We start from the raw sequence: 14,728 nt of genomic DNA, 5'->3' as shown, positions 1-14,728 counted from the left end.
ATCACGGTGCCATGGGCAGCCCAGCGGCGCCAACCTCTGCACCTGCACGGTTCAGAGCTGGGGCGCAGGTTCAGCCAGGGCGAGAAGGTCGTCGCAGCACAGCTCTTCCCGTCGGCGCAGGGCAAAGACAGTCCCGGTCTGTCCCCGGCAGATGCGCAACTCCTGATCCAGAACGGTGATGTCCAGCCAGGCCGGGTAGCTCTGGCTCACCTGACGCAACAGGCGCAACTGCATCGGTCCCAGCCCCGGGCCGATCCAACCTCCCCGCTCAAAGCTCACCGATACCCGCTGAGGCCCCTGAACGGCAATCCGCGCCAGCACGGCGATGCCACCCAGGCCCGAAAAGGCACCAGTGAGGCGCAGCAGGTTCATGGCCCGGGCACGGGCCGGGACCAGCACCTGAAGGTTGTCGATCCATGGAGCAACCCGCAGGTAAGGAGCCTTGCTGCTGCACCAGCGCAACTCCCAGACCCCCTCCAGATGGTCCGGCCGTTGCAGCAGATCAGCGGGTGACTCCTGCTCGAGAGTTTCGATCAGGGAGCGGATCCGCTGATCGCCGAGCGCAGCGGGGTTGCACAACCCTTCAAGCAACTGTTCACGGGGAGTCATGGCACCAAAGGGGTTGGGAAGGGTGGGGGGCAGGGACGGGGGCGTGTGTAAAGTGATTTTTGATTTTTCGATCACTGGCGAGAGCAACACTTCCAGCCGTCGACGGATCCGTTCAAGTTATTTAAAGTTACATGACAATCTACGTAGGCAACCTCTCGTTCGATGCCGAGCAAGAGGATCTCCGTGACCTTTTCAGTCAGTACGGAGAAGTGCGCCAGTGCAGCCTGCCCCTTGATCGGGAAACTGGACGCAAGCGCGGTTTCGCGTTCGTGGAACTCGCGAACGACGCCGAAGAGCAGAAAGCCATCGACGATCTTCAGAACGTCGAATGGATGAATCGGATGATCCGGGTCAACAAGGCTGAGCCCCGCGGTGGCGGTGGCGGTGGTGGCAATCGCGGCGGTGGCGGCGGCTACGGCGGCGGTGGTGGTGGTGGTGGTGGTGGCTACGGCGGCGGCGGCGGCGGCGGCGGTGGTCGCAGCCGCTACTGAGTCTTCACCCAAGCCAAAGATCAGGTTCGCCTGATCTTTGGCACTTTGATCAACCCCGCCAAGGCGGGGTTTTTTATTGGGGCACCCTGAACAACAGTCCGGGCACCCCAAGCGCTTCATGCAGATGGGGAAAGGATCACTCCTCCCCTTCGTCTTCAGCGCCGACAGGCACCAGGCGGATCTGCTTACGGCCGATCTTCAGCTCGAACTCATCCCCGGGCTTGAGGTCGAGCAGAGCCGTGTAAGCCTTGCCCACCAGCAGGTTGCCGTTGCCTTGAACAGTGGCGATGTAGCTGAGCTTGCGTCCACCTTTGCCGGCTCCCTGACCGCCACCGCTGGGGCCGAGGTTGACGCCCTTGGCTTCCAGCAGAGCTTCGTAAAACGCCGTGAAATTCAATCGCTCACTGCCGTCCTTCTTGGTACTGACGTAGCCGGCAGAGCGCACCAGCTCTGATTTGCTGACCTCACCCAGCTCCTTGACCTTGGCGAGCAGATCGGCACCAGTCAACATGGCATTGCTTGAGAACATCATAGACAACATACTGAATGGCGTGCGTTCGTTGAGGTTGGCGGAGAAAGCAACCTGGCCAGGCCAGTTCAGATCCAACGAAGATCCCGTTCAACGCACATTCCCGGTCAGGACATCCTGATCCTGATCAGGTGAGTCATGGCCGCGAAGTTGCAGGATCCTCTCTGCACTGGCAAGACCGATCTGATCCGTTCAGTGGGAATGGCCGCGGCGAGGTCGCTGAAACCAGAAGCACCGGCTTGCCCCCCCCAGCAGAATCATCAGGATCAGGGGTGCTTCGCGCCAGATTTGATAGGTCGTGGCCCGCTTCAGCCGCTCCAGTTCGAACACCCCCAGCTCAGCCCGCCCCGTCGGCAAGGCGGCGCGAACCACCCCCTGAGCGTCGATCACCAGACTGGGTCCTGTGTTGGCAGTGCTGACCAACCAGCGGCCCACCTCGATCGCCCGCAGCTGGGCCAGGGCCGTGAACTGATCACGCAGAAGGGCTGGATAGGGGTCGAGATTGGCACTGGCCATCAACCAACCGGCCCCAGCCGCGGTGGCCTCGCGCAGGCCCTCGCCATTGGCCAGTTCGTAGCAGATCGCCACCGCCGGATCCGCGCCGCTGCGTCTCAGCAGCCGCGCGGGCGGCCCCGGCTCCACACCCCCCACGGCAGACAGTCCACCCCAGCGCCAGAAGCGCGCCAGGGGCACCCATTCGCCCAGAGGCACCACCCTGGCCTTGTCGACCCAACTGGAGGCTTGACTCGAACTGGGCTCGAAGCGGAGGACACTGCTGCGCAACTCCTCCCCTTCAAGGCGGAAGCCACCACTGAGGACTTCCGCCTCGGCCTCGGGCATGGCCTGCCCGAGCACCAACGTTCCTTCCGGCAGAAGCAGGGGCACCCCCAGGGCGGCCGCCTGCTGACGGGCCCTGGCGATCTGCACCAGCAGGTCCCGCTGGCGCTCGGGCTCGAACTTCTCCCGGGTGGGCAGCGCTGGTTGCAGCACCATCACCCGGAAGGACTCCCCCCGCTCCACGCGATCGGCCCGCAGCTGGCTCCAGCCGAGGCCATGGCTGAACAGCAGCAGAGCGGCCAGACCCAGGCCCCAGCCACGCCGGCTGACCGCAGGCGCCACCAAAGTGCGCCAGCAGAACCAGCCGATCAACAGCTGAACGGCAGCCACCAGGCCGGATCCGCCCACAGCCGCCAGCCCGGCCAGAGCCCGATCGGCGGGCAGGGGGGAGGCACCCAGCCCGATCCAGAACAGGGGTCCGGCGGCCAGGAGCACTTCCGCCAGCCCCCAGAGCCCGGAGGCCAGCAGCGCCGTGGCGAGGCGGCGGGGGTCAAGGCGGCGTACCAGCCAGCCCCAGATCGCCACCAGCCCCCCCCCGGCCAGACCGCAGGCCAACCAGATCGCCAGGCAGATCGGCAGGCTCAGGGGGCCGGGGACACCGATCCAGTCGAGGGGATGCAACCAAAGCAGCCAGCGATGGCTGACCAGCACCGCAACGCCCCCCCAGAGGCCGGCGGCAGCAGGAGTGGCTCCCCAGAGGGGAACCAGGGCCAGCCAGAGCAGCGGCGGCAGGCCCAGGGGTGCCAGGGAGAGTCCCGCCAGGGCACCGGCAAGGGCGGTGATCACCCTCAGGCGCCGGTCATCTCCCATGGCCTGCGCCGGCATGCAACGACATCATCAGATGGTCAGCGCTTGCCGCCATGGACCGGGACAATCTGCTCCAGCAACTGATCCTGCGTGGACTGGGCACCAGTTCCCTGGTGGCCGACCGTCTGCGCAACGTCACTCAGGCCTGGGTGACAAGCGGCCGCCTGGATCCCGGCGAAGCCACGGTGCTCGTCGACGACGTGATGCGCTCGCTGCGGGGGGAGAACCCCGAGCTGGAGAAGCAGGCCGAGCGCACCATGGAGCGAGGCATCGATCACTTCCTTCAGGACCTGGGGCTGGCCCGCCAGCGCGAGGTGGATGAGCTGAGGGGCCGCATCGACCGGCTGGAGCAACAGCTGCGCAGCCGACGTGAAGGGGCCGAAGTGCCCGACTGACGGGGCACAGGAGTCGTCATCCCCGGCGCTGGCAGAATGCCTGCCAGCTCGTTCCGGCCTGGCAGCCAGACACCGTTCCATGCGTGACATCCTGATCAGCACCGGCGTCTGCGTCGCCTGCCTGCTGCTGGCCCTGGCCAGTCAGCTGATTTCTCCCAGCACAGTCGAGGCCAGCGGCAGCGGTGCTGTCAGCACTGCCTCCGTTGGCTCAGCTGCCGTGGCTTCGGTCAGCTCAGCCATCAATCAGGCGCCTGCAGCACCCAGCGGTCGGATCGAGCTCGACCCCGACGATCCGAATCCCTCGCTGTTCACCATGGCCTCCGACAGTCCCAACGACACCTCCGCCCTCGCCGACGCCTCCGTTGCCCAAGTGGGCGCATCCGGCCTGGGAGGCGAATTGGTGGCCGCAAAGGAAGTGGTCACCCCCAGTGGCCTGCGCATCACCGATCTGGTGGTCGGCGAGGGTGCAGAGGCCGTGAGCGGCCAGCCCGTCCAAGTCAACTATCGCGGCACCCTCGCCAGCGGCAAGGAGTTCGACAGCAGCTACGGCCGTGGCCCCTTCTCCTTCCCGCTTGGAGCCGGTCGGGTGATCAAGGGCTGGGATGAAGGCGTGGCCGGTATGAAGGTGGGCGGCAAGCGCAAACTGGTGATCCCACCGGATCTGGCCTACGGCGAACGGGGCGCCGGCGGCGTCATTCCCCCCAACGCAACCCTCACATTTGAGGTGGAACTGCTCGGGGTCGGAGGCTGAGCCTCATCCTGCAACTGGGCCAGGGCTCATCTCGTTAATATGAGAGCTCCGGTGGACCGCCGGTCAAGCTGTTCATGGTCACATTGGTGACAGATCCAGCTCGCCTTTTCTCGACGTGCCGCCGGGACTCAGCCACAGGCCTGTGCCATGCCGCCTCAACAGGCGGTCCCCCATGGGCTCCGCCCTTTCCCCCTTCGTTGCACTGTTCATGGCTCACACGCTGCCCGCTCTCCCTTACGACATCAACGCGCTCGAACCCCATATCTCGCAGAACACCCTCGAGTTTCATCACGGCAAGCACCACGCCGCCTACGTCACCAACCTCAACAAACTGATCGAAGGTACCGACCTTGACGGCCAGAGCCTCGAGGAGGTGATCACAAGCGTGGCCGGAGATCCCTCCAAGGCTGGAGTGTTCAACAACGCGGCCCAGGTGTGGAACCACAGCTTCTACTGGCAGTGCATGAAACCCGGTGGTGGCGGCCAGCCCAGCGGAGCCCTCGCCGATAAAATCAACGCCGACTTCGGCAGCTTCGAGGCCTTCGTTGAGCAGTTCAAGACCGCTGGTGCCACCCAGTTCGGCAGCGGCTGGGCCTGGCTGATCCTCGATGGCGACACTCTGAAGATCACCAAGACCGCCAACGCTGATCTGCCCCTAGCCCACGGTCAGAAAGCACTCCTGACGATGGATGTCTGGGAACATGCTTACTACCTCGACTATCAGAACAGGCGCCCGGATTACATGACCACCTTCCTTGAAAAGCTGGTGAACTGGGACTTCGTGGCCGCCAACCTGGCCGCCGCCTGATTCTCACCGGCCCCTTCCCTTGGGGCCATCCAGCCGGAGGTGGCTCCCTGCTCAGGGGCGAGCCGCCTCCTCAACCGCTTCAGGAGAGATCCACATGGCATCGCCATAAGAAAAGAATCGGTAACCCTGCCGCTTGGCCTCCTCGTAAAGCTCCAGCAGCCGCGGCCGACCTATCAGGGCACTCACCAGCAGCAACAGCGAGCTGCGGGGCAGGTGGAAATTAGTGAGCAGTCCCTGCACCACCTGAAAACGGAATCCAGGCTGGATCACCAGGTTGACCGGTCCGCGGAAGGGCACCAGGTTGCCGTCGTGGAACGCAGCCACACCTTCCAGGCTGCGGACGCTGGTGGTGCCGATCGCGATCACCCGCCCGCCCCGCAACCGACACGCAGCCACGGCATCCACCAGATCCTCGCTTATCTCCACCCACTCGCTGTGCAGATCAAGACTGGATAGGTCCTCCTCCTCCAGGGGGCGAAAGGTGCCGATACCCACGTGCAGCGTGGCGGTGGCTATCTCCACGCCCCTGGCGCGGATTGCCTCCAGCAGCTCATCACTCAGGTGCAGGCCCGCCGTCGGGGCTGCCACCGCTCCAGGCCTGGTGGCATAGCGGGTCTGGTAGCGGCTTTCCTGCTCAGGATCCGGATGCTGGATGTAAGGGGGCAGCGGCATCGCCCCGTAGCGCTGCAACAGAGCTTCGATCGAAGCGGCGTCGATGCAGCCGGGGGGGAAGCGGATCACCCTTCCACCTGTGGTCTCATCGAGCGCCACCACCTCCAGTGGCAGGGACGGCTGGCCGGCGGCTTCGAGCTGGAGCACCTCACCAGGCCGCACCCGCTTACCCGGACGCACCAGGCAGATCCAGCAACTTTCGCTGGAAGCCACTGCCGCCTCCCGCGGCGCAGCAATGTTGTGTGGTTGGAGCACGAGCAACTCCACTGCACCTCCACTGGCGCGGCGGGCCTGCAACCGGGCCTTGAGCACCCGGGTGTCGTTGACCACGAGCAGATCACCTGGGCGAAGCTCCTCCTGCAGGTCCCAGACACTGAGATGTCTGACCTGCTGCTCTGCGCCTGAGCCAACTGTTGCGGGGCCGAGGGCCAGCAAGCGGGCGCTGTGGCGCGGCTCGACGGGCGTCTGGGCAATGAACGACGGCGGCAGGTCGTAGGTGTAACTGGAGAGCCGCAGATCAGCGGACGGATCGCTCAGGGGTGCAGGCCCCGGAGGGGCCGAGGAAACAACGAAAGTTCAGAGGGCCAGGCTTTCTGGCGCCGTCTCGATCAGCTGGGCCAGATCCTTGAGGAAAGCAGCGGCATGGGTGCCGTAGATGACCCGGTGATCGGCCGTGAGGTTCACCTGCATCTGGCGTTTGACAGCAATCGAGCCGTCCTTGCCGGCCACCACGGCTGGACGGGAAGCCGCCACGGCCAGGATCGCACCTGTGCCCGGTGGCAGGATCGCGTCGAAGCGGTCGACGCCGTACATCCCCAGATTGGAGAGTGTGAAGGTACCGGTGCTGTACTCCTCGGGCTTGAGCTGCTTGGAGCGGGAGCGAGCCACCAGGTCGGCCCACGAGCGCGAGAGGCTGTAGAGATCGGTGCGGTCGGCCGCGGCCAGTACCGGTGTGATCAGACCTCCATCATCCATGGCCACCGCCACGGCGACATTGATGGCGGGGGGATAGACCATGCCGGCCTCGCTGAAGGATGCATTGACCTGGGGGTGACGGGCTAGAACGACACCCACCGCCTTGGCGAGCAGGGCCGTCATGGTGACACCCTTGCTCTTCACCGTCTTGGCGAACGCATCGAGCCGGTCGGTGCTGATCGTGTAGCCCACGTGGAAACAGGGCACTGCCAGGCTGGCCAGCATGTTGCGGTTGACCGCCGCCTGGAGCGTGTTGAAAGCCACCGTGTCGCCAGGGTTGCCGAAGGTCTTACCGACGGCGGCCGGTGCCGCTGAGCCGTTGGCAGACCCGGCGGGGGCAGGCATGGCTGAAACCGCCGGAGCTGTGCCCTCCGCCACTCGGGGCAGGCTGGCGGCCTGACCAGCGGCCCGCTCAACGTCTTCGGCCTGGATGCGGCCATGGGGGCCACTGCCCCGCAGGCTTTCAAGAGCCACACCGAGCTGAGCTGCGAGCTTGCGCGCGCGCGGGGTGGCCACCAGCCGCCCGCCGGCCACAGGAGTAACCACTGGTGCGGGCACTGCCATCACCACAGCAGCCGGTGGCGCTGCAGAAGCAGCGGCAGGAGCAGCAGCAGCCACAGGGGCTGGGGCCTCCGCTGGTGCTGGTGCAACCGGGGCAGCCATTGCCGGTGCCGCCGGCGCAGAAGCCTGAACCGCCGCGATCTCCGCCTCGGTTTCGACAATCAGACCGATGGTTTCACCCACCGGGGCCGTGCCGCCGGAGGGAAGCAGCACCGAAGCGAGGAAGCCCTCCTGGAAGGCCTCCACATCCATGTCGGCCTTGTCGGACTCAACGACCAGCACCGATTCGCCCCTCTCGACGCGATCCCCGGGCTTCTTCAGCCACTCCACGATCTTGCCCTCCGTCATCGTGGAGCTCAGGGCGGGCATGAAGATTTCGTGGGTCGCCAAAGTCCTGATCCCAATGCAGGCTGCGTCAGGATTTTACGTGGGAACCCTCCGATCACCGAGCCAGAAGATCAGCCCCCCTCGATCGCCTCCACCACGCCGTCGCGCACCAGCACTGCCACCTGCAGCTTTTCCACCAGATTGTCGCCCACCTTGATCTTGCAGGTGCCCTCGATCTGGCCCTGGTCGACGATCTGATCGAACTCGAGATCGCGCACCTGGCGCTGCTGCTCCAGCAGAGTGCGCTTCTGGTCCTCGAACTCGGCCCGCTTGGCCGCCACCTGCTGCTGCACGGAGGCCACCTGCTCCTGCACGCGCGGATCGAGCGGGTTCAGGCTCTGTCGGCGGATCTCATCCACCAGCTGCTGGCCCTCCTGCTCCAGCTGGGACAGCTGCTGATCACTGTTGCTCAGCGCGGCACTCAGCTCCCGCTCGGCGTCCTCCTTCCAGCGGGGGGTGACCACGGCCCGCACCGTGATCGTGCGCTTGATCGAGAGGGTGTGGCCTTCAGTCATGGGAGAGGGATCGCAGAGACCAGGCTCTCAGCCAGGCGTCCAGCGGTCAACCGCGGGGGCGTGGAGCTCAGGCCTGGTAGATCGCCTCTATCGCGCCGGCGTCGCGGTCGGTGATGCGATCCCGGCGTTGCTTGAGGGTCTGGGTGAGCAGTCCATTCTCGATCGAGAAGGGCTCCACCAGCGCCACCCCGGCCAGGCGTTCGTCGGGCCGCGATCCGGGCCTGGCCGCCAGCAGTCGGTTGAATTCACCACTGAGGGCCCTCAGCAGGGCCCGATCGGCTACGGAAACAGCGCCACCCGGGTCCGTCAGCTCCCGCGCCCTGGCGAAGGCGGCCAGCGGCTCCGGGCGGGGAACCACCAGGGCAGCGAGCTGACGGCGGTCCTGGCCCACCAGCATCACCTGCTCCACCAGCGGATGGGCCACCAGGGCCTCCTCCAGAGGACCCGGTTCGATGTTTTCGCCACTGCTGAGCACGATCGTGTCCTTTGCCCGGCCTGTGAGGACCAGGGTTCCATCAGCCAGAAGCTGGCCCAGATCGCCCGTGTCGAACCAGCCGGCGCCATCCAGCACAGCGGCGGTGGCCTCGGGCTTGCCGAAGTATCCAGCCATCACCTGGGGGCCCCGGGCGAGAACCCGGCCCCGCTGGCGCCAGACCAGCAGCGCGCCGCTCTCGGGATCGACGATGCGCAATTCCGTATCCGGCAGGGGCTGCCCCGCGCTGCCACGACGGTTCCGCCAGGGGCGGCGACAGGCCAGCACCGGGCTGGTTTCGGTGAGTCCGTAACCCACGAGCAGCTCGATGCCGATCGCTTCGAAGAAGCCATCCACATGCAGGGCCAGTGCACCTCCACCACTGATGGCCGTGCGCAGGGCTCCGCCCGAGAGCTGCTGGCGCACCTTGGGCCAGAGCAGGGCAGCAGCCAGGCGGTGCCCCGGCCAGCTCAGCAACCAGGCAAGGCCTGCGCCCAGACGTCCTGGCAGCGATTCGGGCTCCAGGGTGAGATCAAGTGCGCGACGGCGCGACTGGCCATGCCAGCGGCTCAGCCGCAGGGCCTGGCGGATCAAGCCCTGACGGGAGGGAGGCATGGCCTCAAGGGCGTCCTCAAAGCCGGCCAGCAGGGCCTCCCACAGCCTCGGCACGCTGATCATGTACTGCGGCCTCACCCGCTGGAGATCAGGGCGCAGATGCTTGAGGGTGGTGTAGCTCTGGCGGCAGCCACAGGAGAGCAGGAAGTATTCGGCAGTGCGTTCGTAGGCATGCCAGATCGGCAGCACGCTGAGCACTCGATCGGCCGGACGTGGAGCCACGGCCACCCCCAGGGTGCGCAGCTGGTGCAGCAGATTGGCGTGGCTGAGGGGGACACCCTTGGGTCGGCCGGTGGTGCCTGAGGTGTAGAGCAGGGTGGCCAGCCGCTCAGGGCCCCGGCTCGGCAATGGCGGAACGGGGGCGTTCTCCCCACGGCCCAGGGTCTCGAAGGCCTCCCAGCTCAGCTGACGCGGCCCGGTGGATGAGGTGCTGCAGTCGATTGCTGGAGCTTCGTCTTCCAGCAGCACCACGAAGCGCAGCCGGGCCAGGGCTCCGGGCTCCTGGGCCAGACGCTCCAGCAGAGCCGCGGACTCCACCACCATTCCGACGGCCCCGCAGTCGTCAAGGATGTAGAGGAGCTCCTCAATGGGTGCGCTGCTGCCGCGCACGGCATCCGCCGCCCCGCAGCGCATGATCCCCTGATCAGCCACCAGCCAGCGGGGACTGTTCTCTGCGAACAGGGCCACCACCTCGCCCTCCCCAAGGCCAAGTTGCGCGAAGGCAGCTGCTGCCCACTCGATGCGGGCGTCGAGCTCGCGGAAGGAGAGCTGCTCCGGCGGACGGGCGTGGGGGGCATCGAGAGCGATCGCCTCGCCATGACGCTGAGCAAGGATCGGCCACAGGCCCTCCAGCCCCTGAAGTCCATACCAGTCATCGCGCTGGGACAGGGCCTGTTCATCGAGCCGATCCCCCGACCAGAGAACCGAGGCTGTGCTGTCTGAAAGCCTGCCAGCAGAGGCCTTGCCATCCATCTTTTCGTCCTGAGCGTGGCCCAGGCTTATCACCGCCAGGGCAGTTCCGTGGGCTTCGGTGGCCGGAGCCCCAACCCGAACCTCCGGGCCAGGGCCTGGCACAACAGGATCTGAACCATCGCGGTGGTGATCCCTGGGCACCAGTCGCTCAGTCGCGTCACCCCATGACCCCTCAATCCGCAGGGGACGATGGCGCTGAACCCCTCCAGCGGGCAGGTCACGTTGAGAGCAAGGCCGTGCTGGCTGATCCAGCGGCGCGCACTCACGCCGATCGCCGCCACCTTGCGCCCCTCCAGCCAGACACCGGTCAGGCCCTTCTGTCGCTCTCCTTGAAGTCCAAGGGCCGCCAGCACCTCCAGCACAGCTCCTTCCAGATCGCGCAGGTAAAGGTGGAGATCGCCACCGTGGCGCTGCAGCGCCAGCACCGGATAAGCCACCAGCTGGCCGGGGAGGTGGTGGGTCACCTCGCCACCGCGGTCAATGCGGAAGAGGGGGGCGGGAGGATCGGCGGGATCGAAGCGCAGGAACCCCTCGCTGGCGCCGCGGCCAAGGGTGTAGCAGGGGGGGTGCTGGAGCAGCAGCAGAGCTTCTGGGCCATCGGGGTCGCGCAGCAGCCGCGCCTGCAGCTGCCGCTGCCAGGCCCAGGCCTGGTCAAAAGGCACGGGCAGGGGTGGTTCAAAAAGGATTGCGTCGAGGGCCGAAGTCATGTGCGAATGGCTTCCTACAGTTGATCCACAACGACCAGCGAGGGGACTGCTCGATGAAGCTGTTGATTCACGGCCGCAATCTCGATGTCACGCCGGCGATCCGCGATTACACGGAAGCGAAGCTTGGACGGGCCATCAATCACTACGAAGGGCTGGTCAAAGAAGCCGATGTTCATCTCTCCGTGGCGCGCAATCCCAGGGTGGCCCAACAGACCGCTGAGGTCACGGTATATGCCAATGGGGTAGTGATCCGCGCCCAGGAACGCAGTGAGAACCTCTACGCCAGCATCGACATGGTGGCGAGCAAACTGAGCCGCCAACTCCGCCGTTACAAGGATCGCCTCAGTGATCATCACGGCGCCGGATCATCTGGAGCCATGGGCGACGATACCGAACCGCCCAGCCTGGAGGAAGTTCTTCCCCATGATCTGATCGGGGACAGGGAGCCGACCCTGCCTGTTCCCGCCGTGCGGCGCAAGTACTTTTCCATGCCTGCAATGAGCCTGGATCAGGCCCTGCACCAGCTGGAGCTGATCGACCACGATTTTTATGTGTTCCGGGAGGAATCCAGCGGTGGTATCCAGGTGGTCTATCGCCGCAACCATGGTGGATTTGGTGTGATCCAGCCGAAGGAATCCTGATCCATGCTGACTCCCCCTGGCCCCTGTGATGCGTGACTCAAGGTTCAGGGGGCCCTTGCCCGATCTGGCCCCACTCATTGAACATGCTCTCCTGGATCCACACCGGGGCCTGGAGCATGTGCACCAGGCCTGTGACCAGGCGCGGCACTACGGCTTTGCGGCAGTCTGCGTTTCATCTCGCTGGGTGGCTGCCGCCCGCGAACGGCTCGGCGGATCTGGCAGCGTCAAGCTGGTGGCCGTGGTGGCCTTCCCCTTCGGCGCGGTGCCGGCCTTGATCAAGCTGGCAGAAGCGGAGGCCGCCGCCAGCGCTGGCGCTGACGAGCTTGATGTTGTGCCCGATTTCGGCGCCCTTGCCGATGGGAATGGCAGTTTGATTTATGAGGAGCTGGGGACGATCGTGGAACTCGGCTTGCCGGTCAAGGTGATTCAGGACGTGGCACGACTGGATTCCGCCGCCCTGGAGCTGCTGGTGGAGGCCTCGATCGATGCCGGAGCCGCCTACCTCAAGACCGGCAGTGGCTTCGGATCTCCCGTGACCCCAGAGCAGGTGGCCCACTTGCGCGAGCTGGCCCGGGGGCGGGCGGGAATCCAGGCTTCCGGTGGCATCGCCGAGCTGGAGCAGGCCTTCGATCTGGTGGCCGCCGGTGCCACACGCCTTGGCACCAGCCGCGGCGTGGCCCTGATCGAGGCCATGCGCGCCCCGGCCTGATGCCCGAGGAATCGCTGGAGGGTCTCTCGCTGAAATGTGGCCCCCTCGGGGAGCACGACCGGCTGCTCACCCTGCTCAGCGAAGGAGGTGGCCTCAGCCGCCTGGCGGTGCCTGGCGCCCGGCGGCCCCGCAGCAGCCTGGCGGCGGCCGTGCCCCTGTCCCAGTTGCGGCTCCAGGTCGGCGGTGGCCGTGGCCTGCGGCGTGTGCGCCAGCTTCGGGTGATCCACAGCTTCAGCCAGCTGGGCCAGCGCCTCGAAGCCCTCGCAGCCGCCCAGTCGCTGGCGGAGCTCTGCCTGCGCCTGGTGCCCGAGGGGGATGGGGTGGCTGGAGCCCTCGACGACCTCACCCTGCAGCTGCGTCGACTGGAATCGGTGGTGAGCGAGCATCAGGACAGCCTTGAGGCGCTGGCGATCGCTGTGCAAGGGCATGTGCACCTGCTGGCACTGGGGGGCTACGGGCTACCGCTGCAGCGCTGTGCCCGCAGCGGTGAGCCCCTGGCCCCTCCCCTGGGCAACCGCGACTGGCGCTGCAGCCTGCTGCCCAGCGAGGGGCTGGCGATCGGCTCGGTGGCCGGGTCGATGCTGGTGCTGAACGCTTCTGAGTTGGCCCTGCTGCAACGGCTGCCACGACCCAGTCTGCCCCGCTGCCGCGACGCCAGCCTGATGGGACCGGCCTGGGTCTGGCTGCGCCTGCTGGAACTGGTGCAGGTGTGGTGCCAGGAGCACCTCGGCTCCCGGGGGAAGGCCCTGCGTCTGCTGCAGGGCTGCTTCAGCTCCACGGCTCAGGGGCACCATGGCGCTGCGCCATCATTGGCTCCGAACGACTGACACCTGAAGCGGATTGTCCCGGCCGACCGCCACGCCCCTTCCGGAACCTTCCGAAGGCACCAGCCCAGCCACTGAAACGGGCCCCGCCTCAGGATCAGGCCCGGAGGCGGGATCGGGCACCGCAGGGCTGCAGGCCGTGCTGGCCCTCCCCGAGTTCCGCAAGCTCTGGCTTGGGCAGGTCTTCTCCCAACTGGCCGACAAGTTCTACATCGTGCTGATGGTGTTCCTGATCGCCCAGTACTGGGTGACGGACACCCCCCAGAACAACATGGTTCTGGCCGAGGCGGCGGCCACTCTGCGGCTTGATCTGGACACCCGAGCCCAGATGATCACCCTGCTGGCCACGGGGATCTACGTGGCGAACACCGTCCCGGCGATGCTGCTGGGCACGGTGGCTGGTGTCTGGGCCGACCGCTGGCCCAAACGCCAGGTGATGGTGGCCTCCAACGGACTGCGAGCCGGCCTCACCCTGCTGGCCCCTCTTGCACTGTTGCCAGGGCCCCAGTGGCTGGGGCTGAGCTGGGGCTATTGGGGTCTGGTGATCATGACCTTCCTGGAGTCCGTGCTCACCCAGTTCTTCGCGCCGGCCGAGCAGGCCGCAATCCCTTTGCTGGTGCCGAGGCCGCGCATGCTTGCGGCCATGTCTCTGTATCAGGCCACCAGCATGGGGGCCACCATCGTGGGCTTCGCCATCGGTGATCCGGTGCTGCGGCTGCTGCGCTCCAGCCTCAAGGCGATCGGCATCGGCGGCGGGGAATTCGTCCTGTTGCCGCTTTGCTACGGGCTGGCGGCCCTGTGCATCAGCACGATCCGGATGGAGGAACCGGAACGGGTGGAGCGGGGCACCAGCGTCTGGAGTGAGATCGCCGAGGGAATCGAGGTGCTGCGCGAACGGGCAAGTGTGCGAAGGGCCCTGCTGCAACTGGTTCTCCTGTACAGCATCCTGGCGGCGCTCTATGTGCTCTCCATCAGCCTGGCCTCGGCCATCGAAGGGCTGGGCCCGACCCGCTTCGGCACCTTGCTGGCCATGAGCGGCGTGGGTATGGCCTGCGGAGCCCTTGGTGTAGCCCAGCTGGGCCAGGGCCTCAACCGCCGGCGCATGGCCTCCACAGGCCTGACGCTGATTGCCTTCAGCCTGGTGCTGCTTGGCCAGGGACGGGGAAGCCTTCTGCTCACTCTCGGACTCTGCGGCCTGCTCGGCATCGGCGCGGCGCTGGTGGCCATCCCCTCCCAGACCACCATCCAGGACGACACCCCGGAAGCGATGCGCGGCAAAGTCTTCGGCCTGCAGAACAACCTGATCAACGTGGCACTCAGCCTGCCCCTGGTGCTGGCCGGAGCTGTGGTGAGCCGCTATGGACTGATGCCGGTGCTGTGGGGACTGGCGGCGATCACCCTGGTGGCGGCCCTGATCGAGAAGCCCTGGCAGCGCTGCTAGCGTTCTCTCC

General features: G+C 66.4%; 16 protein-coding genes. 8 read left to right on the top strand and 8 right to left on the bottom strand.

Annotation, left to right across the window (positions count from 1 at the left end; translation table 11 throughout):
- Positions 1 to 51: 51 nt before the first annotated feature.
- Positions 52 to 609: a PAP/fibrillin family protein gene (locus KBY93_RS02035; protein ID WP_255092570.1), complete on the bottom strand. Its 558-nt coding sequence runs from the start codon at positions 607 to 609 to the stop codon at positions 52 to 54.
- Between the two features lie 131 nt (positions 610 to 740).
- On the opposite strand from KBY93_RS02035, the gene KBY93_RS02030 reads away from it, so the two are divergent.
- Positions 741 to 1,100, top strand: coding sequence for an RNA-binding protein (locus KBY93_RS02030; protein ID WP_255092569.1), 360 nt, complete (start codon positions 741 to 743; stop codon positions 1,098 to 1,100).
- 136 nt (positions 1,101 to 1,236) lie between these two features.
- On the opposite strand, the gene KBY93_RS02025 is transcribed toward KBY93_RS02030, so the two are convergent.
- Together KBY93_RS02025 and KBY93_RS02020 are read right to left on the bottom strand one after the other, a co-directional pair.
- Positions 1,237 to 1,611, bottom strand: coding sequence for an AbrB family transcriptional regulator (locus KBY93_RS02025; protein WP_255092568.1), 375 nt, complete (start codon positions 1,609 to 1,611; stop codon positions 1,237 to 1,239).
- Positions 1,612 to 1,821: 210 nt separating this feature from the next.
- A complete protein-coding gene (locus KBY93_RS02020; RefSeq protein WP_255092567.1) occupies positions 1,822 to 3,276 on the bottom strand; it encodes a nitrilase-related carbon-nitrogen hydrolase in 1,455 nt (484 codons plus the stop codon).
- Between the two features lie 50 nt (positions 3,277 to 3,326).
- On the opposite strand from KBY93_RS02020, the gene KBY93_RS02015 reads away from it, so the two are divergent.
- From KBY93_RS02015 to KBY93_RS02005, 3 genes are all read left to right on the top strand, one after another.
- Positions 3,327 to 3,668, top strand: a complete 342-nt coding sequence (locus tag KBY93_RS02015) for a phasin family protein (protein WP_255092566.1) — start codon at positions 3,327 to 3,329, stop codon at positions 3,666 to 3,668.
- Between the two features lie 79 nt (positions 3,669 to 3,747).
- On the top strand, positions 3,748 to 4,419 hold the full coding sequence (locus KBY93_RS02010; protein ID WP_255092565.1) for an FKBP-type peptidyl-prolyl cis-trans isomerase: 672 nt from the start codon (positions 3,748 to 3,750) through the stop codon (positions 4,417 to 4,419).
- A 208-nt stretch (positions 4,420 to 4,627) separates the two neighbouring features.
- Complete coding sequence (locus tag KBY93_RS02005) at positions 4,628 to 5,227, top strand: superoxide dismutase (protein WP_255092564.1); 600 nt, start codon at positions 4,628 to 4,630, stop codon at positions 5,225 to 5,227.
- A gap of 51 nt (positions 5,228 to 5,278) precedes the next feature.
- Here KBY93_RS02005 and queA read toward each other — a convergent pair whose 3' ends face one another.
- From queA to lipB, 5 genes are all read right to left on the bottom strand, one after another.
- Positions 5,279 to 6,436 carry a tRNA preQ1(34) S-adenosylmethionine ribosyltransferase-isomerase QueA gene (queA, locus tag KBY93_RS02000; protein WP_255092633.1) on the bottom strand — a complete coding sequence of 386 codons (1,158 nt, stop codon included), beginning with the start codon at positions 6,434 to 6,436 and terminating at the stop codon, positions 5,279 to 5,281.
- Positions 6,437 to 6,475: 39 nt separating this feature from the next.
- Positions 6,476 to 7,825, bottom strand: coding sequence for a dihydrolipoamide acetyltransferase family protein (locus KBY93_RS01995; protein WP_255092563.1), 1,350 nt, complete (start codon positions 7,823 to 7,825; stop codon positions 6,476 to 6,478).
- Positions 7,826 to 7,893: 68 nt separating this feature from the next.
- Entirely contained in the window at positions 7,894 to 8,337 is a 444-nt protein-coding gene (locus KBY93_RS01990; protein WP_255092562.1) for a YlqD family protein, read from the bottom strand.
- Positions 8,338 to 8,404: 67 nt separating this feature from the next.
- Positions 8,405 to 10,396 carry an AMP-binding protein gene (locus tag KBY93_RS01985; RefSeq protein ID WP_255092632.1) on the bottom strand — a complete coding sequence of 664 codons (1,992 nt, stop codon included), beginning with the start codon at positions 10,394 to 10,396 and terminating at the stop codon, positions 8,405 to 8,407.
- A gap of 29 nt (positions 10,397 to 10,425) precedes the next feature.
- Positions 10,426 to 11,103, bottom strand: coding sequence for a lipoyl(octanoyl) transferase LipB (gene lipB / locus KBY93_RS01980; RefSeq protein ID WP_255092561.1), 678 nt, complete (start codon positions 11,101 to 11,103; stop codon positions 10,426 to 10,428).
- Between the two features lie 53 nt (positions 11,104 to 11,156).
- Here lipB and hpf point away from each other — a divergent pair, with 53 nt between their 5' ends.
- The 4 genes from hpf to KBY93_RS01960 are packed head-to-tail and all read left to right on the top strand — an operon-like array spanning position 11,157 to position 14,718.
- Positions 11,157 to 11,744, top strand: a complete 588-nt coding sequence (hpf, locus tag KBY93_RS01975; RefSeq protein ID WP_255092560.1) for a ribosome hibernation-promoting factor, HPF/YfiA family — start codon at positions 11,157 to 11,159, stop codon at positions 11,742 to 11,744.
- A gap of 28 nt (positions 11,745 to 11,772) precedes the next feature.
- Positions 11,773 to 12,453, top strand: coding sequence for a deoxyribose-phosphate aldolase (deoC, locus tag KBY93_RS01970; protein WP_255092559.1), 681 nt, complete (start codon positions 11,773 to 11,775; stop codon positions 12,451 to 12,453).
- Complete coding sequence (gene recO / locus KBY93_RS01965; RefSeq protein WP_255092558.1) at positions 12,453 to 13,280, top strand: DNA repair protein RecO; 828 nt, start codon at positions 12,453 to 12,455, stop codon at positions 13,278 to 13,280. The genes deoC and recO overlap by 1 nt, the downstream gene beginning before the upstream one ends.
- A 13-nt stretch (positions 13,281 to 13,293) precedes the next feature.
- Positions 13,294 to 14,718 (top strand): MFS transporter, encoded by a 1,425-nt coding sequence (locus tag KBY93_RS01960; protein ID WP_399222345.1) that lies wholly within the window; start codon positions 13,294 to 13,296, stop codon positions 14,716 to 14,718.
- The last annotated feature ends 10 nt before the right edge of the window (positions 14,719 to 14,728 follow it).

It is taken from the genome of Synechococcus sp. J7-Johnson (assembly GCF_024345795.1).
In the GTDB taxonomy this organism is placed as follows: domain Bacteria; phylum Cyanobacteriota; class Cyanobacteriia; order PCC-6307; family Cyanobiaceae; genus Regnicoccus_A.
The sequence above is the reverse complement of the archived record's forward strand: the minus strand, read 5'-3'. Positions and strand labels throughout refer to the sequence as shown.

Excerpts from the sequence above, each read along its gene's own strand:
- recO (WP_255092558.1), top strand. The coding sequence starts at position 12,453 with ATGCCCGAGGAATCGCTGGAGGGTCTCTCGCTGAAATGTGGCCCCCTC.
- KBY93_RS01990 (WP_255092562.1), bottom strand. The coding sequence starts at position 8,337 with ATGACTGAAGGCCACACCCTCTCGATCAAGCGCACGATCACGGTGCGG.
- KBY93_RS02020 (WP_255092567.1), bottom strand. The coding sequence starts at position 3,276 with ATGGGAGATGACCGGCGCCTGAGGGTGATCACCGCCCTTGCCGGTGCC.
- lipB (WP_255092561.1), bottom strand. The coding sequence starts at position 11,103 with ATGACTTCGGCCCTCGACGCAATCCTTTTTGAACCACCCCTGCCCGTG.
- deoC (WP_255092559.1), top strand. The coding sequence starts at position 11,773 with ATGCGTGACTCAAGGTTCAGGGGGCCCTTGCCCGATCTGGCCCCACTC.
- KBY93_RS02025 (WP_255092568.1), bottom strand. The coding sequence starts at position 1,611 with ATGTTGACTGGTGCCGATCTGCTCGCCAAGGTCAAGGAGCTGGGTGAG.
- KBY93_RS02035 (WP_255092570.1), bottom strand. The coding sequence starts at position 609 with ATGACTCCCCGTGAACAGTTGCTTGAAGGGTTGTGCAACCCCGCTGCG.
- KBY93_RS01985 (WP_255092632.1), bottom strand. The coding sequence starts at position 10,396 with ATGGATGGCAAGGCCTCTGCTGGCAGGCTTTCAGACAGCACAGCCTCG.
- hpf (WP_255092560.1), top strand. The coding sequence starts at position 11,157 with ATGAAGCTGTTGATTCACGGCCGCAATCTCGATGTCACGCCGGCGATC.
- KBY93_RS02010 (WP_255092565.1), top strand. The coding sequence starts at position 3,748 with ATGCGTGACATCCTGATCAGCACCGGCGTCTGCGTCGCCTGCCTGCTG.
- KBY93_RS02015 (WP_255092566.1), top strand. The coding sequence starts at position 3,327 with ATGGACCGGGACAATCTGCTCCAGCAACTGATCCTGCGTGGACTGGGC.
- KBY93_RS02030 (WP_255092569.1), top strand. The coding sequence starts at position 741 with ATGACAATCTACGTAGGCAACCTCTCGTTCGATGCCGAGCAAGAGGAT.
- KBY93_RS02005 (WP_255092564.1), top strand. The coding sequence starts at position 4,628 with ATGGCTCACACGCTGCCCGCTCTCCCTTACGACATCAACGCGCTCGAA.